At 65.5% G+C, this 21,618-nt stretch carries 19 protein-coding genes and 1 tRNA gene; 14 read left to right on the top strand and 6 right to left on the bottom strand.

Features of this window, described 5'->3' with window-relative positions:
* The first annotated feature begins 66 nt into the window (after window positions 1-66).
* Window positions 67-1,365 carry an NCS2 family permease gene (locus U0004_RS21695; RefSeq protein ID WP_070255747.1) on the top strand — a complete coding sequence of 433 codons (1,299 nt, stop codon included), beginning with the start codon at window positions 67-69 and terminating at the stop codon, window positions 1,363-1,365.
* Between the two features lie 242 nt (window positions 1,366-1,607).
* On the opposite strand, the gene U0004_RS21690 is transcribed toward U0004_RS21695, so the two are convergent.
* The gene (locus tag U0004_RS21690) at window positions 1,608-2,315 is read right to left on the bottom strand and encodes a GntR family transcriptional regulator (protein ID WP_052140687.1); all 708 of its coding nucleotides are present in this window, start codon (window positions 2,313-2,315) and stop codon (window positions 1,608-1,610) included.
* 260 nt (window positions 2,316-2,575) lie between these two features.
* On the opposite strand from U0004_RS21690, the gene U0004_RS21685 reads away from it, so the two are divergent.
* Window positions 2,576-2,651: transfer RNA gene (locus U0004_RS21685), tRNA-Asn, on the top strand.
* Between the two features lie 152 nt (window positions 2,652-2,803).
* Here U0004_RS21685 and U0004_RS21680 read toward each other — a convergent pair.
* The gene (locus U0004_RS21680) at window positions 2,804-3,187 is read right to left on the bottom strand and encodes a hypothetical protein (protein ID WP_225317379.1); all 384 of its coding nucleotides are present in this window, start codon (window positions 3,185-3,187) and stop codon (window positions 2,804-2,806) included.
* A 325-nt stretch (window positions 3,188-3,512) separates the two neighbouring features.
* Here U0004_RS21680 and U0004_RS21675 point away from each other — a divergent pair, with 325 nt between their 5' ends.
* Both U0004_RS21675 and U0004_RS21670 read left to right on the top strand, forming a co-directional pair.
* Complete coding sequence (locus tag U0004_RS21675; protein WP_070255744.1) at window positions 3,513-4,304, top strand: alpha/beta fold hydrolase; 792 nt, start codon at window positions 3,513-3,515, stop codon at window positions 4,302-4,304.
* The gene (locus tag U0004_RS21670; RefSeq protein ID WP_034787247.1) at window positions 4,301-4,678 is read left to right on the top strand and encodes a VOC family protein; all 378 of its coding nucleotides are present in this window, start codon (window positions 4,301-4,303) and stop codon (window positions 4,676-4,678) included. Before U0004_RS21675 ends, U0004_RS21670 begins: the two co-directional genes overlap by 4 nt.
* A 26-nt stretch (window positions 4,679-4,704) precedes the next feature.
* Here the strand turns inward: U0004_RS21670 and U0004_RS21665 are convergent, their stop codons facing one another.
* On the bottom strand, window positions 4,705-5,388 hold the full coding sequence (locus U0004_RS21665) for a hypothetical protein (RefSeq protein WP_167468686.1): 684 nt from the start codon (window positions 5,386-5,388) through the stop codon (window positions 4,705-4,707).
* 135 nt (window positions 5,389-5,523) lie between these two features.
* Between U0004_RS21665 and U0004_RS21660 the strand changes: the two genes are divergently transcribed.
* The 4 genes from U0004_RS21660 (at window position 5,524) to U0004_RS21645 (ending at window position 12,183) form a co-directional block, all read left to right on the top strand.
* On the top strand, window positions 5,524-6,363 hold the full coding sequence (locus tag U0004_RS21660; RefSeq protein WP_070255738.1) for a M15 family metallopeptidase: 840 nt from the start codon (window positions 5,524-5,526) through the stop codon (window positions 6,361-6,363).
* 217 nt (window positions 6,364-6,580) lie between these two features.
* Complete coding sequence (gene tssM / locus U0004_RS21655; protein WP_070255735.1) at window positions 6,581-10,417, top strand: type VI secretion system membrane subunit TssM; 3,837 nt, start codon at window positions 6,581-6,583, stop codon at window positions 10,415-10,417.
* Window positions 10,414-11,394, top strand: coding sequence for a type VI secretion system-associated protein TagF (gene tagF, locus U0004_RS21650; protein ID WP_070255732.1), 981 nt, complete (start codon window positions 10,414-10,416; stop codon window positions 11,392-11,394). The genes tssM and tagF overlap by 4 nt, the downstream gene beginning before the upstream one ends.
* Window positions 11,395-11,403: 9 nt before the next feature.
* Window positions 11,404-12,183, top strand: coding sequence for an OmpA family protein (locus tag U0004_RS21645; protein WP_070255729.1), 780 nt, complete (start codon window positions 11,404-11,406; stop codon window positions 12,181-12,183).
* Window positions 12,184-12,197: 14 nt separating this feature from the next.
* Here U0004_RS21645 and icmH read toward each other — a convergent pair whose 3' ends face one another.
* Genes icmH through tssJ form a run of 3 tightly spaced genes read right to left on the bottom strand, consistent with a single transcriptional unit; the run spans window position 12,198 to window position 14,975 of the window.
* Window positions 12,198-12,983, bottom strand: a complete 786-nt coding sequence (gene icmH, locus U0004_RS21640) for a type IVB secretion system protein IcmH/DotU (protein WP_070255726.1) — start codon at window positions 12,981-12,983, stop codon at window positions 12,198-12,200.
* Complete coding sequence (tssK, locus tag U0004_RS21635; protein ID WP_070255723.1) at window positions 12,980-14,350, bottom strand: type VI secretion system baseplate subunit TssK; 1,371 nt, start codon at window positions 14,348-14,350, stop codon at window positions 12,980-12,982. Before tssK ends, icmH begins: the two co-directional genes overlap by 4 nt.
* 37 nt (window positions 14,351-14,387) lie before the next feature.
* A complete protein-coding gene (gene tssJ / locus U0004_RS21630; protein ID WP_070255720.1) occupies window positions 14,388-14,975 on the bottom strand; it encodes a type VI secretion system lipoprotein TssJ in 588 nt (195 codons plus the stop codon).
* 278 nt (window positions 14,976-15,253) lie between these two features.
* On the opposite strand from tssJ, the gene U0004_RS21625 reads away from it, so the two are divergent.
* The 6 genes from U0004_RS21625 to tssH all read left to right on the top strand — a co-directional run bounded on the left by U0004_RS21625 (window position 15,254) and on the right by tssH (window position 21,600).
* Window positions 15,254-15,850 (top strand): tetratricopeptide repeat protein, encoded by a 597-nt coding sequence (locus U0004_RS21625; RefSeq protein ID WP_070255718.1) that lies wholly within the window; start codon window positions 15,254-15,256, stop codon window positions 15,848-15,850.
* A 37-nt stretch (window positions 15,851-15,887) separates the two neighbouring features.
* Entirely contained in the window at window positions 15,888-16,397 is a 510-nt protein-coding gene (gene tssB / locus U0004_RS21620) for a type VI secretion system contractile sheath small subunit (RefSeq protein WP_070255715.1), read from the top strand.
* A gap of 1 nt (window position 16,398) precedes the next feature.
* Window positions 16,399-17,898 carry a type VI secretion system contractile sheath large subunit gene (gene tssC, locus U0004_RS21615; protein ID WP_070255712.1) on the top strand — a complete coding sequence of 500 codons (1,500 nt, stop codon included), beginning with the start codon at window positions 16,399-16,401 and terminating at the stop codon, window positions 17,896-17,898.
* A gap of 31 nt (window positions 17,899-17,929) precedes the next feature.
* Window positions 17,930-18,421, top strand: coding sequence for an Hcp family type VI secretion system effector (locus U0004_RS21610; RefSeq protein WP_034779593.1), 492 nt, complete (start codon window positions 17,930-17,932; stop codon window positions 18,419-18,421).
* Window positions 18,422-18,487: 66 nt separating this feature from the next.
* Window positions 18,488-18,961 (top strand): type VI secretion system baseplate subunit TssE, encoded by a 474-nt coding sequence (tssE, locus tag U0004_RS21605; RefSeq protein WP_035820620.1) that lies wholly within the window; start codon window positions 18,488-18,490, stop codon window positions 18,959-18,961.
* Window positions 18,958-21,600 (top strand): type VI secretion system ATPase TssH, encoded by a 2,643-nt coding sequence (gene tssH / locus U0004_RS21600; protein WP_070255709.1) that lies wholly within the window; start codon window positions 18,958-18,960, stop codon window positions 21,598-21,600. Before tssE ends, tssH begins: the two co-directional genes overlap by 4 nt.
* The last annotated feature ends 18 nt before the right edge of the window (window positions 21,601-21,618 follow it).

The following is a 21,618-nucleotide window of genomic DNA, read 5'->3' as shown; positions in this document are numbered from 1 at the left end:
TCGTCATAAAAAGAGGCGCACTGGCCACACGCAGGCGCCCGGTTTTACCAAAACAAGGGGTTAATCATGCAGTTCCTGGAACGCTATTTCAAACTGAAGGACAACGGGACCAATGTGCGCACGGAGCTGCTGGCCGGCCTGACCACGTTCCTGACGATGGCCTACATCATCTTCGTCAACCCGTCCATCCTCGGCGACGCGGGCATGCCGAAAGACTCCGTTTTCGTCGCCACCTGCCTGGCGGCCGCCATCGGCACCCTGATCATGGGCCTGTACGCGAACTACCCGATCGCGCTGGCGCCGGGCATGGGCTTGAATGCGTACTTCTCGTACACGGTGGTCAAGGGCATGGGCATGAGCTGGGAAGTGGCGCTGGGCGCCGTCTTCATTTCCGGCTGCCTGTTTATCCTCGTCAGCCTGTTCAAGGTGCGCGAAATGATCATCAACAGCATCCCGCCCGCGTTGCGCACGGCCATCACTGTCGGTATCGGCCTGTTCCTGGCCATCATTTCCCTGAAAAGCGCCGGCGTGGTGGTGTCGAACCCGGCCACCATCATCGCCCTGGGCGACTTGCACCAGGCGGCGCCCATCCTGGCCATCCTCGGTTTCTTCATCATCGTCGCGCTGGACCGCCTGAAAGTGCCGGGCGCCATCCTGATCGGCATCCTCGCCATCACCGTCGCCAGCTTCTTCTTTGGCGGCAACCAGTTCAACGGCATCGTCTCGGCGCCGCCCGCCATCGAGCCGACCTTGTTCAAGCTCGACATCATGGGCGCGCTGTCGATCGGTATCGTCAACGTGGTGCTGGTGTTTTTCCTGGTGGAATTGTTTGATGCGACGGGCACCTTGATGGGCGTGGCCAACCGTGCCGGCTTGTTGAAAGACGGCAAGATGGAACGCATGAACAAGGCCTTGCTGGCCGACAGCACGGCGATTGCCGCCGGCGCCTGCCTGGGTACGTCGAGCACGACGGCCTTCGTGGAAAGCGCGGCCGGCGTGCAAGCGGGCGGCCGCACGGGCTTGACGGCCGTGGCAGTTGCATTGTTGTTCCTGGGCAGCCTGTTCTTCGCTCCGCTGGCGCACACGGTGCCGCCGTACGCGACGGCGCCCGCGCTGCTGTACGTAGCCTGCCTGATGCTGCGCGAACTGACCTTCATCGACTGGGATGACAGCACGGAAAGCATTCCTGCCGCCATCACGGCGCTGATGATGCCGTTTACCTATTCCGTGGCCAGCGGCGTGGCGTTCGGCTTCATCACCTATGCCGTCTTGAAACTGTTGACGGGCAAGGGCAAGCAGGTATCGGTGGTGGCTTACATCATCGCTGCCATTTTCCTGTTCAAGTTTATCTACCTGGGCGAATAGCAAGTTTGCCGGCAAGCAGTTGCCGCAGCAATGACAAGGCCGCCCGTGCATCCGCATCGGCGGCCTTTTTTGATGGGCGGCTGAGAACCTATCCCAGTAGATGAATACATCCGCTGCTGGCGCCCCTCAAAAGCGGGGACTGCGTTGTTCGTCGTTGCGTGGCTCGCCACGCGTCCTCCTCACGCCTTGTCCGCGCTCCTGATACGCTGCCAGCAGAAGACGCTCCCTACTGGGATAGGCTCTTACATCAGCAGCGCGGCCACCAGGTCTTTCTTGTGGTCGCCGGCGCTGCCGTCGAAGCGCAACGCTGCTTCCACATGCGCCAGGTGCTCGACCATCAGGCGCGCCGCCAGGTCGGCGTCGCCGCTGCGCGCCGCGTCGAGAAAGCGGCCGTGTTCGTCGCAAGAGCAGGCCGCGTCGTGGCCGGACTGGTACAGCATGGTGATGAGCGAACTGCGGCCCACGAGTTCGCGCACGATGTCGCGCAGCACGGCGTTGCCGGCGATATCGGCCAGCAATACGTGGAAGTCGCCCAGCAGTTGCGAGCGCAGCGGCGTGTCCCGTGCCAGCGCCTGGCGTTCCGCTTTCAGGTGCCGCTCCAGCATCCGGTAGTCGGCAGCTTTGGCCCGCGCGACGAATTCGCGCGCCAGGGCCGCCTCGATGATGCGCCGCGCGGCAAAGATGTCGCGTGCCTCCGCCTCCGTTGGCTGGCTGACGAAGGCGCCCTTGTCGGGCACCATGCGTATGAGTTTGTCTTTCGAGAGTATCAGCAGGGCGGCGCGGATCTTGGTGCGGCTGACGCCATACAGCCGGCACAGCGCCTCCTCGCGCAGCCGCGTGCCGGGCGGCAATTGGCGCGCCACGATGGCGGCTGCCATATGCTCGGCAATTTCCGCCGAGCTGTCGCCGCTGCCGGGTTGGTCCACCAGGGTTGCGCTTGATTCTGTCATGTCGGATGAGAGCAGTAAGCCAGGGGCAAGGCGAACCTTGCAAGCGCATGTCCGCGTGGCGGCGTGGTTGACGCCCCGCTGCCGGCATGCGGTTGTGCGCCTTGCGTGTCGCTAAGGCCTGGCTATTCTACTATCTTGCGTGGCGCAGCGCAGACGGACCCTGCCATCTGGCGAGGCTTGCTCGCTGGCGGCCTGTTTTGCTGGCCATGCAGATTGAAACTGGACATGGGAAATTTTGACGTATATAATTCGGCCTCCTTTCCCTGATAGCTCAGTTGGTAGAGCGACGGACTGTTAATCCGCAGGTCCCTGGTTCGAGTCCAGGTCGGGGAGCCAGAACAAGCAGCAGCAAAGGGCCACGTGGCAACACGTGGCCCTTTTGTCATGCGCGCACGGTTTCCCGTTCGCGCTGGCCATTGCTTCAGTGCCTTGGCGACGTGCGCGATGCCGGCCCGCTGGTGGCGGGCGCGTGCGCAGTGTTTCCCGGATCAGGGATCCACAAACACGTCGAAACGCACCTTCAGCGGGCTGCCCCACGAGATATCCACCCAGGCCCGGAAACCGCCGTTATACGGTGCGATGTTGTACACGGCCATGCGGGCGGCGCCGATGAAACGGTCCTGTGGCGTCGCGGCATACTCGCTGATGTTGAGCAATACGCGCGAATTGGCCTTCACGTTGGCATTGGCGAAGTTGACCGAAGGATGCACGCCATTGGCCGTCCACGTGTAATAGGTGGTGAAGGCGGCGGGGCTCAGGTTCAAGTCTTGTGCGGCAGCGCCTTTTGCACTCTTGCCTTCCTGCTCCATCGGCGCATCGGTTTCTTCCAGTGCCAGGTTGCTGCCGGTGCGGTGTTCTACTTTCATTTCCATGATGTACTCCTGATCGATAGTTTGGACGCCGCGCCTGTCGTCGTGCGGCAAGACGCCTTATCTGTTGCCGTGACGGCCAGTGTCACGTCCTGGCTGATAAGGTAGCCGTCTGCTCCATGCTGTTGGAGTAAGCCATTCTAGGCAAACGCGCGGGCAAAAAGCGCGCGGCGCCGCCGGAAAAACGGCGCTCACTTGTGCTGGCGCAAACACCTTGCAGGCAGGCGGGAATATCTTTTCCAGTAGGCTATTTTTACGGGGCGCCACGCATGCCGTGCAGGACAATGGCACAATAGGCCCAGCCGACCTGCCGATGCGAGCCTAGCCCATGCCGATACTGAACCTGAGCGCCGAAACCGATATCTATTACGAATTGATCGAAGGCGACCCCGCCAAGCCTTGCCTGGTATTCCTGCACGAGGGACTCGGTTGCTGTGCGATGTGGAAAGATTTCCCCGCGCAGCTATGCCAGGCGACGGGGTGCCGCGGCTTGCTGTATGACCGCCATGGCTATGGGCAGTCGTCGCCGCTGGCGGCGCGCCGCCAACTCCATTATTTGCACGACTACGCGCTGTGCGAGCTGCCGCAGGTGCTCGCGGCACTGCTGCCGGGACAGGACCATTTTCTCGTCGGCCACTCCGATGGCGGCAGCATTGCCCTGATCTATGCGGCGCAGCAGCCGCCGCGCTTGCGCGGCATCATCACCGAAGCGGCGCACGTGTTTGTCGAAGGCATCACGCTCGATGGCATACGCGTGGCGGATGCGGCGTTTGGCGCGGGCAAGCTGCGCGCGCTGGCGAAATACCATGGCGACAAGACGGAGACCATCTTCAAGGCCTGGTCGGATACCTGGCTCAGTTATGGTTTCCAGTTCTGGAACATCGAATACCTGCTGCCCTCCGTCGAATGTCCGGCGCTGGTGGTGCAGGGCAGCGAGGACCAGTACGGCAGCGCGGCCCAGGTCGACACGATCGTGGCGCAGGCGCTCAACGCCGTGCCCGCCATTGTCGAGCAGTGCGGCCATACGCCGCACCAGGAGCAGCCGCAGGCACTGCTGGCGCTGATGGAAGGTTTTTTGCAAGGCCGCATGGACGCGGCCACTCACCCGAGAACTGTATGATAGACCACCTGGATCACCTGGTATTGACCACCCGCGACAAGCCCGCCTGCATCGATTTCTATACGCGCGTGCTGGGCATGCAGCTGGAAACGTTTGGCGCCGGCCGCCATGCCTTCAAGTTTGGCGCGCAAAAAATCAACCTGCATGAGGCCGGCAAGGAATTCCTGCCCAAGGCGGACTTGCCCACGCCCGGCTCGCTGGACCTGTGCTTCATCGCCGCCGTGCCGCTCGACGCGTTCATCGCCCACCTGGCGGCGCTGGGGATTGGCATCGAGGAGGGACCGGTGGCCCGCACGGGCGCCAATTGGCCCATCCGCTCCGTGTATCTGCGCGACCCGGACCGCAACCTGATCGAAGTGTCCGAGCGCGCCTGAGGGTCGTCAACCGCCGGCAACCCCCATCAATGGCAGGCGGGATCGCTGTCCCAGCGGCCCGAGCAGATGCGCGAGCGGCACAGCATGCCTTCGATCAGGCCCAGCTGCTGACAGCGCCGCAACAGTTCCGCCGTTTCCTGTTCCCCGTCCCGCTGGCGCAGCACCACGTCGCGCACAGGCACTGCCGCGCTTTCTTGCCGGTGCGCATGGGCCACCATCGCCGTCAGCAAGGTCACGTCGCTGTCGCCGGGCGCGGCAACCGGCCTCGGCCCCTGAGGGCGCGCGGCGGCCTGGCGCACGGGCGGTAGCGTCTTGTGCGGTGCGCTTGCTGTCGTGGCGGCCATCGCAGGCAAGGGCGGTCCCGCCGTATTGACGATGGTGGCCGCCTGCGACGCGTGCGGCGGCACCGTTGGCGCCGGCATTGCGGGCGGAGCCTCAGTCACCGCCGTGACGGGCACCGGCGGCAGGGGCAGGTCGTCCGTGTCATAAGCGAGCACGGCCGTGATCAGCAGCGCCAGGCACAGCGCGCCAGCAGCCCAGTGCCGCCAGGCGGGGCGCCAGCGCAGTGCAGGCCTGGCCGCAGGCGCGGCGATGCCGTGTTCGAGCTGCGACAGGATGCCCTTGTCTTCGATGCGCGCGCCAGCCGCGCCGGTCTTGCTCAACAGGTCAGGGCTGCGCGCCTGGCCATCCCCGTTTTTCAGTAAAGACAAAATATCACCTCCGCAGTGGAACAAACTCGACTGACCTTGATGTAAACCGCGCTCATGCGGACCGCGGACGCCTACGATCTAGCGATGCCGCCGAGCATGCTGCCCGGCCCCCGCTATCCCCGTCACGGAGCGCCCATGTTCGTCGCCCTGGTCTTGATGTATTTCCTGCTCGCCTGTCTTGCTTGCTGGCTGCTGCTGTTTCCCGGCGGCCGCGCCATCGTGCTGCACACGCTCGTCAACCTCGGTTGGCGCGTGCAGCGGCGCGCGCAGCACCTGAAGGGCGGAAGCGGCGCGCAGTGGCAACGCGTGCAGCGGCAAACGGGCTCGGGCATGGCGCGCGCCTGGCAGCTGCTGTGGCTGCATCGCTGGCTGAGTTTGGCGGGCAGCGTGCTGGTCATCGTGCCGCCGCTGCTGGCCTGGCTGTCCAGCGACCGCATCGCCTTGCGCGGCTATGCTGACCAGCAACACGCGATCAATGACCAGGTCAGCGACTTGCTGAAGGGCGAGCAGCTGGTGCCGCCGCCGGCCTTGCCGCCGCTGCTGTTTTCCACGGCGGAAGTAACGCAGCTGCGCCCGCTGCTGGGCGGCGCCAGCCGCAACTGGCAATTGCTCGACCACGATTTCGCGCAGCGCCTGCTGCTGGTCTTCAAGATCATGAAAGACGTGCATGGCTACGACATGGTCTTGCTGGAAGGCTATCGCAGCCCTGCGCGCCAGGATCAATTGGCGGCGGCCGGCCCGAACGTGACGAACGCGAGGGCGTTTCAAAGCTATCACCAGTATGGCCTGGCGGCCGATTGCGCATTCATGCATGAAGGAAAGCTCATCATTTCTGAAAAAAATGCCTGGGCCATGCGCGGCTACCGTTTATATGGCGTGACGGCTGAATCGGTGGGCCTGCGCTGGGGCGGGCGTTGGACCATGATGGATTTTGGCCACACGGAATTGCCGCAACCGCGCGTGCTGGGCAAGTAAGCCGCGCCAGCCATTCTAGCGCCGGGGTTCGGCCTGATTTTCACCGCTGCAAGCTTGCTTGCGCGGCGTCAATGGCAGGCCAGCGCCTGCCGCGCGCTGGCACCTGATACTTGTCATATGTCAACAAAGGCGCGCCGCATTGCTGTCAGCATGGGCCGAATCCGCCTCGCTGCGCGGCGGCGTTCCTCCTGCTTTGCGACCTCACCCTGGGCTCATCATGCTGCGACGAATCTGGCATTTCCTCACCGACAGCCGCAATCTGACCATCCTCGGCTTCATGGCGCTGGCCGTGTTCCTGTACCTGGGCGCCGAGGTGCTGGAAATGGCGCTGGTCTGGGCCCTGGTCTTGCTGCTGCTGGCCTTTGTCACGTGGCTGGGCCTGTGGCTGTGGCGCCGGCGCCGCGCGCGGCGCGATGCGCAGGCGTTGGGGCAGGCCATTCTCAACGAGGCCGAGATCGCCGCCGCGCAAGCCGCTTCGGCATCCACTGCCGGCAGCACCCAGCGGGGGGAACTCGACGCCGTGCGCACGGGCATGCTGGCCGCCATCGAGACCATCAAGACGTCCAAGCTGGGTATCAAATCGGGCGCCGCCGCCTTGTACGAATTGCCGTGGTACATGATCATCGGCAATCCGGCCGCCGGCAAGAGCAGCGCCATCCTGCATTCGGGCCTGCAGTTTCCCTTTGCCGACGGCAAGATCGTGCAAGGCGTGGGCGGCACGCGCAATTGCGACTGGTTTTTCACCACGGACGGCATCGTGCTCGACACGGCGGGACGCTACTCCGTCGTCGACGAGCACCGCGGCGAGTGGTTCGGCTTTCTCGACCTGCTGAAAAAATACCGGCGCAAGGCGCCCATCAACGGCATCCTCATTGCCGTCAGCACCGCCGAATTGAAAGGCGACCCTGATGTCGGCATGCAACTGGCGCGCAGCCTGCGCAAGCGCGTGCAGGATGTCATCGAACGCCTGGAAGTGTTCGCGCCCCTGTACATCGTGTTTACCAAGGCGGACCTGATCGCCGGCTTCACCGAGTTTTTCGCGGATGCCGAGCGTAGCGAGCGCGAGCGTGTCTGGGGCGCCACCATGCCGTACCAGCGCAAGTTGCCCACGGCCGATTTGCTGGCGTTTTTCGACCAGGGTTTCGATGAATTGCACGATGGCTTGACGGAACTGAGCCTGGCCAACATGGCGCACCGGCAACGCAAGACGATGGCGCCCGGCGTGTTTACCTTTCCGCTGGAGTTTGCCGCCATCAAGCCGGCCTTGCGCGCCTTCATCGCCACCCTGTTCGAGGAAAACCCATTCCAGTTCCAGCCCGTGTTCCGCGGCTTTTACTTTACCAGCGCGCTGCAGGAAGGCGAGCCCGTCAGTGCCTCCTCGCAGCAGGTGGCGCGCCGCTTCGACCTGGCCTTCGCGCCGGTCCCGGCCATGCTGCCCGCGGGTGCGCGGCAGCATGGCTATTTCCTGCTGGAGCTGTTCCGCAAGGTGATTTTTGCCGACAAGCACCTGGTGGCCAACTATGCCAACCGCGCCAAGCTCCGCTTCAAATATGCCGTGTTCTTTGCCGCCACGGTGTTGCTGGGTGCCTGCCTGGGCGGCTGGAGCTGGTCCTACCTGGGCAACCGGCAACTGGTGGCCAACGTCGAGGCCGATTTAACCAAAGTGGTGAAGCTGCAGGAGCGGCGCCTGGACTTGCAGTCGCGCCTGGAAGCGCTCGAGATCTTGCAGGACCGCATCGAGCAGCTGGAAGCGTACCGCACGCAACGGCCGTGGTCCCTGCGCCTGGGCCTGTACCAGGGTGAGCTGCTTGAACGCAAGCTGCGCGAGGAATATTTTGCCGGTGCGCGCCAGGTCATGCTCGGCCCCGTGGCGGGCGCGCTGGAAGCCTTGCTGTTTGAAATGAACGCCAGCGCGGATCAGCTGCAGCCCACGGCGCGCACGCCGCAGACGCCGGCCGCCGCCTCACCCACTGCAGCACCCGCCGCGCCGCGCAGCGTCCAGTACCAGGCGGCCAGCGCGACGAATGTGGAAGATGCCTACAATGCGCTGAAAACCTATCTGATGCTGGCCGATAAGACGCATGCGGAAAGCAGCCACCTGAATGACCAGCTGACGCGTTTCTGGCGCGCCTGGCTGGAGGGTAACCGGGGCGCCATGCCGCGCGAGCAGATGATACGCAGCGCGGAACGGCTGCTGACGTTTTACCTGGCGCAGATCGGCGATCCGTCCTGGCCGCGCATCGAGCAGAAGCTGGCGCTGGTCGACCAGGCGCGCGAAAACCTGCGCCGCGTGGTGCGCGGCATGCCGGCGCGCGAGCGCGTGTATGCCGACGTCAAGGCGCGCGCCGCGACGCGCTTTCCCGGCATGACGGTGGCGCGCATCGTCGGTGAACAGGATCAGGCGCTGCTGGCGGGCAGTTACGCCGTCTCCGGTGCCTTTACGCGCCAGGCCTGGGAAAAGTTCGTTGAGGGCGCGTTTCGCGATGCCGCCAACCGCGAGCTGCAAAGCGCCGACTGGGTGCTGAAAAGCGCCTCCACCGACGACCTGACCCTGGAAGGCAGTCCGGAACAGATCGAGAAAAACCTGGTGGCCATGTACAAGGCCGACTATGCGCGCGAGTGGCAGAAATTCGTGCAGGGCGTGGCCGTCGCCGACCTGCAAGGTTTTGACGGTGCCGTGCAGGCGATGAACCGCCTGGGCGACCCGCAGTCGTCGCCGATCGCCAGGCTGCTGACGACCATTTACGCGGAAACCTCGTGGGACAACCCGGCGCTGCAAAATGCCCAATTGCGCCAGGCCGAGCGGGGCATCGTCGGCTGGTTCAAGGAAACCGTGCTGCGCCGCGCGCCGTCGCCGCTGACGGCCAGTCCCGCTCTCCATGCGCAGCTCGACCCGGCCCGCCTGGACAAGCCCATGGGGCCTGTCGGGCGCGAATTTGCCGGCGTGGGCAAGCTGGTGGCGGCCAGGGACAACAATGCATCCCTGATGCGCGCCTACCTGGAAGCGCTGTCGAAACTGCGCAGCCGTTTGAACCAGCTGAAGAACCAGGGCGACGCGGGGCCGGGCGCGCGCCAGTTCATGCAGCAGACCCTGGAGGGCAGCGGTTCCGAACTGGCCGACGCCCTGAAACTGGTCGACGAGCAGGTGCTCACGGGGATGAGCGACGCGCAAAAGCAGGCGATCCGCCCCATTCTCGTGCGCCCGCTGATGCAGACCTTTGCCGTCATCGTCGCGCCGGCCGAACTCGATATCAACAAGACCTGGGCGGCGCAGGTGTATGAACCGTTCCAGAAATCGCTGGCCAACAAATATCCATTCGCGCCCGCGGCGCGCATCGAGGCGAGCAACCTCGAGATCGGCCAGTTCTTCGGCCCGGAAGGCCTGGTGGCGAAATTCGTCACCACGTCCATGGGCCCGCTGGTGGTGCGGCGCGGCGACGTGCTGGCCCCGCGCACCTGGGCCGACATGGGCATCAGCCTGTCGCCGCAGGTGGTGGCGCGTTTCCCCGGCTGGATCGCGCCGCTGGGCGCGGGCGGCGTGGCGGCCACGTCGACGGCGGCGCAAACCGTCTTCCAGATCCAGCCGTCGCCCGCGCCGGGCACCCTGGAATACACGGTGGAGATCGACGGCCAACAGCTGCGCTACCGCAACACCCCGGCGCAGTGGACGAACATGGTCCATCCGGGCCCGCAAGGCGCGGCGGGCCAGCAGGGCGCGCGCATCACGGCCGTCACCTTCGACGGGCGCACGGTGGAACTGTTCAACGAGCCGGGGCAATTCGGCTTGAAGCGCATGATCGACGCGGCGGCCAAGAAGCGCAAGGAGGGCGGCGTGTTCGAACTGCGCTGGGCGCGCGGCGAGGTGGCCGTGGCGGTCGACCTGAAAATCACCAGCAGCGCCGAGACGACGGGCGCGGGATCCGCCACGGCGGTGCAGGAGCAGGGCTTTCGCGGCATGCAGCTGCCCGAGACGATCGTCGGCGCGCCCGGTGCTTCTGCCGCGTCTCCCGCGCAGGCCATCGCCGCCGCAGTCATGCCCGGAGTTTCGCCATGATGCGCGCGGCGCAGCAGGTGCGCCTCGGCTACTTTGGCAAGATTCCCGCACGGGGCGACTTCATCAAGGCTTGCGACAATCACGCGCTGGTGCAGCTGCTCGACGACTGGCTGGCGCAGGTCATGACTGCCCTGACGGTGGAACCGCGCTGGAAGCTCAATTACGACGCCTTGCCGCCGCTGCGCTTTGCCTTCGTCGGCACGCGCAGCCGGCGCGCCATCGCCGGGCGCCTGGAAGCGAGCAATGACCAGTCGTTGCGGCGCTTTCCCTTCATGGCAATGGGCGCGCTGGAAGTCGATGACGCGGAGACCTTTGTCGCTTGCAGTCCGCTGGCGCTGGCGCCGCTGTGGCAGCGGGTGGAGCAGCTGTCGCGAGGCATCGTGGCCAGCGCCGAACCGGGGCCGGCCCTGCTGGCGCTGGCCGGCAACGTGGTCGAAGTCGAACCGGCGGCACCTGATCATGCGGCGCGGCTGGCTGCCTTCTTGCAGGCGCAGACGGTGCACGGCTTGCAGACGCTGCTGGCATCGCCCGCGTTTCCCGTGACGGTGCGCGAACTGCTGCTGGGCCTGGGCATGCTGCTGCAGCCGGTGCGCCAGAGCGGCTTGCCGCGCCTGGAAAAAAGCCTGGTGCTGCCGCTGCCGCAGGACGCGCAGCTGCGCGAGCTGGTGGCCAGCTTGTGGCTGCACCTGATCGCGCCTTTTCTGAGCCTGGCCGATTTCGAACTGGCGCTGTTCTTTTCCCACCTCGACGAGGCGCCCGTGCTGGTGATCGGCTTTTGCGGCGCCGACCCGCATGGCTTGCGCGCGCTGATCGATCCGCAGGCCGGCTGCGAACGGCTGATCGTGTTCGATCAGCTCGACTGGGTCGAGGAGCAGCTGGGACGCGATGCCGCGCTGCGCCGTTTTTCCGCCTGCCTGCAGCAGGAACAGCTGTCGCTGCGCTCGGCCTGCGCCATGTTTGCCGATACCTTTGTCTGAAGGATTGCGATGAAATATCCTGTCATTCTCCTGCTGCTTGCTGCAGCCGCTCCCTGCCACGCGCAGGCGCAAGCGCCCCAGACACCGATGCCGGGGCAGATTCTTGTCACGGGCACCCTGGCCGACGAGGCGGGCAAGGCGGCCGTGCTGGCCCGCCTGCGCGAACTGTATGGCGCCGAGCGCGTGGTCGACCAGATCGCCATCGGCAGCGTGGCCGTGCCGGCCAACTGGAACGCCTACGTGCACAAGCTGATCGCGCCGAACCTGAAGCTGATTTCACGGGGGCAGATCAGTATCGACGGCAATAACGTCAGCGTGCGCGGCGAAGTGGCGAACGAGGCGCAGCGCCAGCAGATCGCCAGTGACATCGCCACCAGCCTCAATCCCACCTACGTCGTCAACAACGGCTTGCGGGTCAAGGCGGCGGAGGCGGAGCAGGGCTTGCTCGATGCGGCGCTGGATAAACGCATCATCGAATTCGACAGCGGCAAGGCATCTATCACGCCGGCGGGCCTGGCCATCCTCGACGAGATGGCGGCCGCCATGCTCAGGCTGCGGGGCCGCAAGGTGGAGGTGATCGGCCACACCGACGACACGGGCCTGCGCGCCAGCAATGTGGCCTTGAGCCAGGCGCGCGCCGAAGCCGTGCGCGCCTACCTGGCCAGCAAGGGCGTCGCCGCCGATTCGGTGCTGGTGTCGGGCCAGGGACCGGACCGTCCCGTGGCCAGCAACGCCACGGCCGATGGCCGGGCGAGGAACCGGCGCATCGAATTCAGGATCGCACAGTAGGTTCTGTGAGGTGTTCAGGGCAGCGTGATGGTCAGGTGCGCCGGGCGCGGCGCCAGCTTGACCAGGTCCGCATACGCGGCCAGGGTCGTTTGCGTGCCGCGCGTCAGATGGGTTTTCAGGCCCAGGTAGGCGCAGATGGCCAGCAGGGCGAAAAAGCTCGACAGCGCCCACAGCGGTACGTCGCTGCCGCGCTTGTTGACCACCTGGTCGGGGCGTTCCGCGCGCGGCGCGAAGCCACGGCTCTTGCCCTTGATGTGGGCGATCTCGTCGCCCAGGCGTGCCGTCAGGTAGCTGAGTTTTTCGCCGCCGTCGATCGCATACTTGCCCTGGAATCCCAGCAATAAACACATGTGGAAGACCTGCAGCGCCTGCACGCGCATGGCGCCCTTGCCGCGCAAGGCGTCGAGGCGGTCGAAAAAGTGTTCGCCGGCCAGCTGGTCGCCAAAGATCAGCAGCTGCAGCGGGCGCCGCTCCCACTGCTTGCGCAGGGCGAAAGGCGAGGCCAGGATGATTTCATCGACGGCCGCGCAAAACGCATACTTGGCTGCCGCGATATCGTCGCCATCGGCGCGGATCTTTTTTGCTTCGCGCTCGAAGTCGTCGAGGAAGGCCGTGATGCGGTCCATGAAGCTTTGCTCGTCGCCGGGTGCCGAACCGTGCTTCAGCATGAACAGCATATAAAAGCCTTCGTGCATCAGGTCCAGCAGGGCGCTGCCGGCATGCCGGCTGCTGCCGGTTGGGGCGGAACCGCGTTGTCCCAGCAGGGAGGGCGCTGCGCGCCGTTCGATGAGCTGGCTCATGCCGTCACCGCGATCAGTTCCAGCTGCAGGTCGCGTATGCCGGCCGGCACGTACACGGAGATCGACTGTGCCTTGAGCATCTGTTCATATGGCACGCCACGGTTTTCAATCGCAAAATAATAGGTGTCGGGGCGCACGGGAATGGCGGCCGGCACTTGCGGCGCATGCGACAGTTTCAGGCCGGGCATGGCCGTGAGCACGCATTTTTCCACGTCGTCGGGCGCGCCCACTTTCACGCGCAGCGGCACCACGTCCACCAGTTCGATGGCGGGCATGGCGGCGCGGATCGCCAGGTACAAGGTGGTGTGCTGGTCGATCTTGCCCGAATCGAGCTTGCCCAGGTAGTACGACGGCTGGTCCTCGAGCAGGGCGATGGAAAAATACTTCGACGAGATGACGGTGTCGAGCAGTTCGCGGATGATGCCGTCGATGGCGTCGAAGCAGGCGCCCGGTTGCGCGTGGTCGTAGGCGGGCAGGCTGGCCAGGGTGTAATGCTTGGAGTAGCTGAGCAGGCCGCCCGCCAGTCCCAGCAGCGCTTCGTACAGGCGCTCCGGATGCAGGGCCGGATGGCGCACATAGTGCATCAGCGCGGCGGCGGCCGTGCTGACCGTGTGCAGCAGCCAGAACGAGGACACGTCGCCGGAGCGGAACTCGATCACGTTGCGGCTCGGTTCGCGGTGGTGGCCGTGCAGCGCGCTCACCTTCGCCTGCAAGGCGTCGAGCAGGTGTTCCAGCACGCCCTGCAGGCGCGGTGCGCCGGCGATGGCCAGGCTGGGGGCCATGAACGAGGGCACGGGTTCGAAGCCGCCCGATACCGTGCGCCGCAGGGCGATCAGCGGCAGGCAATCGTAGGAACCACGTGCCTCGCTGTCGGGAATCAGCCGCACGGTCTTCTTCAGGTAGGCCACGTCGGCCACGGCGGACTCCGTAAACAGGTCGGGCGTGGCGCGCATGGCGTGCGCAAAGCGCGTGGCCGCCAGCGTGTCTGCCGTCGATGCCTGCGCCGTGTAATTCATGCCTTCGCGGTTGAGGATGGGCAGCGCCGCGTAATACGTCACTTCCTGCACCGCCGGCGGCAGCGCTTCCAGGTCCACGGGCGGGGGCAGGGTATCGCTGCCGGGCGCGCCGTCGCCCAGCGACTCGAACACTTCGCCGTCGCGGAAGATCGCCGACAGGGCATGCAGGCGCAAGGTGCCCGTCTTCAGCGCCGCCAGGTCCCACGCCATGTGCGCCACGCCCCACAGGTAGGGATGCAGCGCGCTGGCCGTGTGATGCAGGCGCGCTTCGTGATACTGGTCCTGGCGCTGGAAATGCTGCGGCCGCAGGAACAGGCCCTCTCCCCACAAGATTTTCGCTGCCATGCCCATCTCGTTTCTCCTTGAATGTGTGGCGTTTCTGTTCGTGCTACTGGCAGCGCGGAGCCGACAGCGCGGCCATGCCGCTGACGCTCAGCGCGCAGGCGTGCAGGCCGACGGTGATGCCGCCGCGTTCCGCGTCCGCGGCGACAAAGGTGGCGCGCCAGCGCTGTACCGCAGGCGCGCGGAACAGGGCTACCACGCCGATGAAATATGCCTCCTTGCTGACTTTTTCCTGCACTTCGTAGCGCTGGCCCGGCACCAGCAGCACTTCCTTCACTTCCATCAGGTCGGCGCCCAGCGCGGTCTTTTCACGCTGCGCGTCGAGGAAGCTGTCGTAGGGCGCCTGCTCGAAGGCGGCGCTCTGGCGCAGTTTGTAGATGCGCGCCACCAGCGCCAGCGGCCGGCCTTCGGCATCGGTGTTGAGGCGCTGCGCCGCGTGCAGGCGGATGCTGACATTGCGCGGCGGCTTTTGCGCGTCGGGCAGTTCCGCTGGCGGCTTGGCCACGCCGGCCACTTGCAGCGCCGCGTTGGCCAGGGTGCCGATGGCACCGCCCGCACAACCGGCCAGCAGAAGGGCCGGCAGCAGTGGCGCGGTGGCGCGGGCCAGGCGGCGGAGCGGGGCGTCAAATGGCATGGCTGATCTTTGCAAGGTGAAGGGTGGAAATAAAAGTGTTGCAGTCATTTAAGCGCATGCAGGGGCGACCCGCTTGCGTTGGCACAAAGTCCGCCTGCGAACAAGGTAATTACTGCGCCAGATCAGGATTCATGTCGCTGCGCGCGGCTGTGATGTGGAACTTCTTCTTTGCTGATTAATCTCAATTTGGCAAAAAAATTGGCGATCAATAATGGCCTCCACCAAGGCGCCGCCCATCTTTCCCAGCGGTAGCGTCCTCCACGTGAAGGAATGCCCCGATGAAGCCAGCCACCATGTTGCCCCGTATTGCCTGCCTCGCCAGCGCCCTGCTGCTGGCCGCCTGCGCCACGCCAGAACAGCCGGCGCCCAAAAAACCTGCCGCGCCGACCCTGGCGCAAGTGATGAGCGATGCCGATGCGGCCGCGCGTGCCGGCCAGTACGAGCGCGCCATGACCCTGCTCAAGGCCGGCGGCAGCAGTTACCCGGCCGACAAGGCGCCATGGCTGCAAATGGCGCAAATGAAGTTCGACCGCGGCCAGTACGGCGACGCTATCGGCCATGCGCTCGAAGCGCTGGAACGCGACCCGGACGACAAGGTCGCCAACAGCATCGTCGCCGTCAGCGGCTTGCGTTTGTCCGGCAAGGCGCTGTCCGACCTGTCGCGGCAAAACAATCTGAATGGCTCGCTGCGCTCGGAAGCGCAGGATCTGGCCAAGCTGCTGCGCGCGAGCATCGGAGAAGACGTGCTGGTGCCGCCTGCCAAGCGCCCGCCGGCGGCCGGCAAGCGCGCTGCCATGTCCGGCTCCGGCACACCGGCGGCGAAGGGCGCGGCAGCGCCGGCAAGCGTGGCCGATCCGTTCAGCGGCTTGAAATAAGCGAGCATCCCCACCATCCCCTTGCAAAGGAAGCGACATGCCCAAGTCCGACAGCGTGCAGAAACGCCTGCAAAAGATACGCGCGCCGCGCGTGCAAATGACCTATGACGTCGAGATCGGCGACGCGATTGAAAACAAGGAGCTGCCCTTCGTGGTCGGCGTGCTGGGCGACTTTGGCGGCAATCCGGACAGCGAGAAAAAGCGCCTGAAGGACCGCAAGTTCGTCGCCCTCGACCGCGACAACTTCGACGAAGTGCTGGCCGGCGTGGCGCCGGTGGCGCGTTTCGCCGTGCCGAACCGCCTCAGCGAGGCGGGCGGCACGTTCGCCGTCGATCTGCATTTCCGTTCGATGGACGACTTCCGCCCCGAATCGGTGGTGCGCCAGGTGGCGCCCCTGCGCAAGCTGCTCGAGGCGCGCACCAAGCTGGCCGACCTGCGCAACAAGCTGGCCGGCAACGACAAGCTGGAAGACTTGCTGACGGAAGTGCTGAACAACACGGACAGCCTGGCCACTCTGAAGCCGCAGTTCCCGGCGCAGGAGGATTGAGATGAGCGCCCAGGCAGAAGCCCCAGAATCCCTCGCTGTATCCGCATCCGATGCGCCGGCCGCCACCGATTTGCTGGACCAGATCGTCGAGCAAAGCCGCGTCGCCAAGTCCGGCGCCGAACATGCGCGCGCGCGCGACCTGATCTCGGAGCTGGTGGCGCAGGTGCTCGATGGCACGGTGCTGATGTCCAGCAGCCTGTCGGCTACCCTGGACGGGCGCGTGGCGGAAATCGACCGCCTGATCTCCGCCCAGCTCAGCGAAATCATGCATGCGGCGCCCTTCCAGCAGCTCGAGCAAAGCTGGACGGGACTGCGCTACCTGGTCGGCAATTCCGATACGGGCACGCGCCTGCAGATCCGCATGTTCAACGCTACCAAGCGCGAACTGGTGAAGGATTTCCAGGCCGCGCTGGAGTTCGACCAGAGCAGCATGTTCAAGAAGGTGTATGAAGAGGAATTCGGCACCTTCGGCGGCGCGCCGTTTGCCGCGCTGCTGGGCGACTTCGCCATCTCGCGCCAGCCGGAAGACATGTATTTTGTCGAGCAGATGTCGCACATCGCCGCCGCCGCGCATGCACCGTTCATCGCCTCGGCCGCGCCGGAACTGTTTGGCCTGGAAAGCTACGGCGACCTGGGCAAGCCGCGCGACCTGGCCAAGGTGTTCGACACCATCGAGTACGCGAAATGGAAAGCCTTCCGCGAATCCGAGGATGCGCGTTATGTCGGCCTGACCTTGCCCCGCTTCCTGGGCCGCCTGCCGTTCAATCCCGTCGATGGCACCACGGTCGAAGGTTTTAACTTTGTCGAGGAAGTCGATGGCAGCGACCATCACAAATACCTGTGGTGTAACGCCGCGTATGCGTTCGGCTGCAAGCTGACGAGCGCCTTTGCCGACTACGGCTGGTGCGCCGCCATCCGCGGCGTGGAGGGCGGCGGCCTGGTGGACGACTTGCCGACTCACACCTTCAAGACGGACGAGGGCGACGTGGCCCTGAAATGCCCGGCCGAAGTGGCGATCACCGACCGCCGCGAAAAGGAATTGTCGGACCTGGGTTTCATTTCGCTGGTGCACTGCAAGAACACGGCGTATGCGGCGTTTTTTGGCGCGCAGTCGGCGCAGAAAAGCCGCAAGTACAACAGCGATGCGGCCAACGCGAACGCGGTGCTGTCATCCCAATTGCAGTACATCTTTGCCGTTTCGCGCATCGCCCACTACATGAAGGCCATGATGCGCGACAAGATCGGCAGCTTTGCCGCTGCCTCCAACGTGGAGGATTTTCTGAACCGCTGGCTGATGCAGTACGTGCTGCTCGACGATAACGCCAGCCAGGAACAGAAGGCGCAGTTCCCGCTGCGCGAGGCGTCCGTGCAGGTGCATGAAGTGCCGGGCCGGCCCGGCGTGTACCGCGCCGTGTCGTTCCTGCGGCCGCACTTCCAGCTCGATGAGTTATCCGTTTCGCTCCGACTGGTCGCGGAGTTGCCGAAGTCGACCAATTCCTGATCCACCCATCTTTCAACCAGAGGAGCACACCATGGCAATCGATGTATATCTGCAGATAGACGGCATCAAGGGCGAGTCCACCGATGACAAGCACAAGGACTGGATCGAATGCAAATCGGTCAGCTGGAGCGTCGCGCAGCCGAAGTCCGCCACCGCATCGACGGGCGGCGGCCACACGGCCGAACGCTGCGAGCACAAGGACATCGTCATCTCCAAGCTGGCCGACCTGGCCTCGCCGGTGCTGCTGCAGACCTGCTCGGCCGGCAAGACCATCCCCAAGGCGCGCTTCGAATTCATGCGCGCCGATGGCCAGGGCGAGCGCGTCAAGTATTTTGAAATCGAAATCGAGAATGTGCTGATCGGCGCCGTGACGCCGAACGTGGAAGAGGGCGATATCCTCGGTGAACACGTTGGCTTCAAGTTCTCGAAAGTGAAGTGGAAATACACGCAGCAAAAAGTGACGGGCGGCGCCGGCGGCAATACCTCGGGCGGCTGGGACCTGGCCGCGAACCGCGTGGCTTGATCCACGGTGCGCGGCGCGCGGCGGCCACCTTCGCCCGCGCGCCGCGCCGACTTTTCAGGAGAGCGCATGGACAGTTATGTACCTGGCCTGTTCGACCGCCTGATGGGCGACGGCGGTGCGGCGGGCGGCGTGGCGGTGCGCCTGTCGCTGGAACAATTGAAGGATGCGGTGGCGCGCGACCTGGAAGAGCTGCTCAACACGCGCGTGGCCCTGCCGCCCGGCGCGCTCGACGCCTATCCGGAATGCGCGGCATCCATCGTCAACTATGGCCTGATCGATTTCGCCGGCATGTGCTTGTCCAGCAGCGATGACCGCGCCCGCATCTGCGCCGCGCTGAAGGCGGCCATCGAACGCCACGAGCCGCGCCTGCGCAATGTGCGCGCCCGCCTGGAGCGCGAAGCGGGCGCCATCAACCGGGTCGGCTTTGTGATCAGCGGCACCCTGGCCGTGAGGTCCGGCGGCGAGACGGTCAATTTTGACGCCGTGCTGCAGCCGTCGTCGCTGCGCTATTCGATCAACCGCAAGGGAGCCGCCGCATGAGCAACAACCTGAAAACCCTGATCGCCAAATTCAATGACACGGCGCGCACGGCCGCCACCCGCGCCGCCGCCATCTGCGTGGGCCTGGGCCAGTACGAAGTCGATATCGAACACCTGTTTTTGGCCTTGCTGGAACAGGAGCGCAGCGATTTCGTCACCATTGCGCGGCGCAGCGAAATCAGCCTGACAGCGCTGGAGGCGGACCTGCGCCGCGAGATCGGCAGCTTCAGGACGGGCAGCGCGCGCACGCCCGTCTTCTCTCCCCATTTGCCGCTGCTGTTCGAACACGCCTGGCTGATCGCCTCGCTGGACACGGCGCAGCCGGGGCCCATCCGCAGCCGCCACCTTTTGCTGGCGCTGCTGACGGAGCCGGAACTGTCGCAGCTCGCGTACCGCGGCTCGAAGCTGTTCGCCCGCTTCAGCGTGGAGCAACTGAAGCATCATCCGGACAAGCTGACGGCCGGCTCCGGCGAGCAGGAAAGCGCGGCAGTGCCGCAGCCTTCCGAAACACCTTGCGACCCGCTGACTGCCCTGGCCAGCAAAACCCCGGCGCTGGACCAGTTCACCACCGACCTGACGCAGCTGGCGCGCGACGGCAAGCTCGATCCCGTGATCGGCCGCGAGGCGGAGATACGCCAGGCCGTCGATATCCTGCTGCGCCGGCGCCAGAACAATCCGATTCTCACGGGCGAGGCGGGGGTGGGCAAGACGGCCGTGGTGGAAGGCCTGGCCTTGCGCATCGCCGCCGGCGACGTGCCCGACGTGCTGCAGGGCGCGCGCATCCACGCGCTCGACATGGGCTTGCTGCAGGCCGGCGCCAGCGTGAAGGGGGAATTCGAAAGCCGTCTGAAGAATGTCATCGACGAGGTGGCGAAAAGCCCGCATCCGGTCATCCTCTTCATCGACGAGGCGCATACGATGATCGGCGCCGGCGGCCAGGCGGGGCAGAACGATGCGGCCAATCTGCTGAAACCGGCGCTGGCGCGCGGCGCCCTGCGCACGATTGCCGCCACCACCTGGAGCGAGTACAAAAAGTATTTTGAAAAGGATGCGGCGCTGGCCCGGCGCTTCCAGGTGGTGAAGGTGGAAGAGCCGAGCGAAGACATCGCCTGCGCCATGCTGCGCGCCATGGCGCCGCTGATGGAGCGCCATTTCGGCATCCGCGTGCGCGACGCCGCCATCGTCGAGGCGGTGCGCCTGTCGCACCGCTACATCAGCGGGCGCCAGCTGCCCGACAAGGCCGTCAGCGTCCTCGACACGGCATGTGCCAAGGTGGCGCTGGGCCAGCGCGCCACGCCGGCGCAGCTGGAAAACGCGCACCGGCGCCAGGAACGCGTCGGCGCGGAAATCGCCGCCCTGGCCCGCGAGGCGGCCGATGGCGAAGTGTCCGATAAAGCCGGCGCTGCACGTCTGGCGCAGCTGCGGCGCGAACATGACGAGGGGCAGGCGGCGATCGCGGCGCTGGCGCAGCGCTGGGAGCGCGAAAAGGCGCTGGTGGCGCAGATCGGCGAATTGCGCGCGCAGTTGCGCGGCGAGCGGCCGGGCGAGATCGGCGCGGCGCGTCTGCTGGCGCTGAAGGAAGAGCTGGCGGTTCTGCAGGGAGAGGCGCCGCTGTCGCCGCTGGAAGTCGATGCACAGGTGGTGGCCGGCATCGTCGCCGGCTGGACCGGCATCCCGCTGGGAAAAATGCTCAAGGACGAGATCCGCACGGTGCTGACCCTGGATGGGGCGCTGCGCGAACGGGTGCTGGGGCAGGACCACGTCATCGAGGCGGTGGCGCAGCGCGTGCGCACGGCGCGCGCCAGCCTGGACGACCCGAACAAGCCGCAAGCCGTGTTCCTGTTCACGGGGCCGTCCGGCACGGGCAAGACGGAGACGGCGCTGGCGCTGGCCGACCTGCTGTATGGCGGCGAGCGCAAGCTCATCAGCATCAACATGAGCGAGTACCAGGAAGCGCACAGCGTGGCCGGCCTGAAAGGCTCGCCGCCCGGCTATGTCGGCTATGGCGAAGGCGGCGTGCTGACGGAAGCCGTGCGGCGCCAGCCCTACAGCGTGGTGCTGCTCGATGAAGCGGAAAAGGCCCATCCCGACGTGCTGGAACTGTTCTTCCAGGTGTTCGACAAGGGCGTGCTCGATGATGCGGAAGGGCGCGAAGTCGATTTTCGCAACACCATCATCATTGCCACCTCGAACCTGGGTTCGGGCGCCATGATGGCCGCCTGCCTGAACCGGGTGGCGCAGGACTTGCCCACGCCGGCCGCGCTGGAAGAACTGGTGCGCCCGCAACTGGTGGCGCACTTCAAGCCGGCCTTGCTGGGGCGCCTGAAGGTGCTGCCGTTCTATCCCCTGAGCGACGCGGTGCTGGCCGAGATCATCGTGCTGAAGCTGGCGCGGATAGGCGCGCGCATCGCGCGCAACCACCAGGCGCAGTTCAGCCATGACGCGGGCCTGGTCGACGCCGTGCTGGCGCGCTGCACCGAGGTCGATTCGGGCGCGCGCAATGTCGACCAGATCCTCAACGGCAGCTTGCTGCCGGCGATCGCCGAAGCGGTGCTGGCGCGCATGGCAGACGGCGAGCCGGTGGCGTCGATACGCGTCAGCGCGAATAAGCAGGGACAGTTCAAGTACACGATCCGATAATCCATCTTCCGGAGAGCG

Origin of the sequence: Janthinobacterium lividum (assembly GCF_034424625.1) — a bacterium.
Taxonomy (GTDB): Bacteria; Pseudomonadota; Gammaproteobacteria; order Burkholderiales; family Burkholderiaceae_D; genus Janthinobacterium; species Janthinobacterium lividum.
The sequence above is the reverse complement of the archived record's forward strand: the minus strand, read 5'-3'. Positions and strand labels throughout refer to the sequence as shown.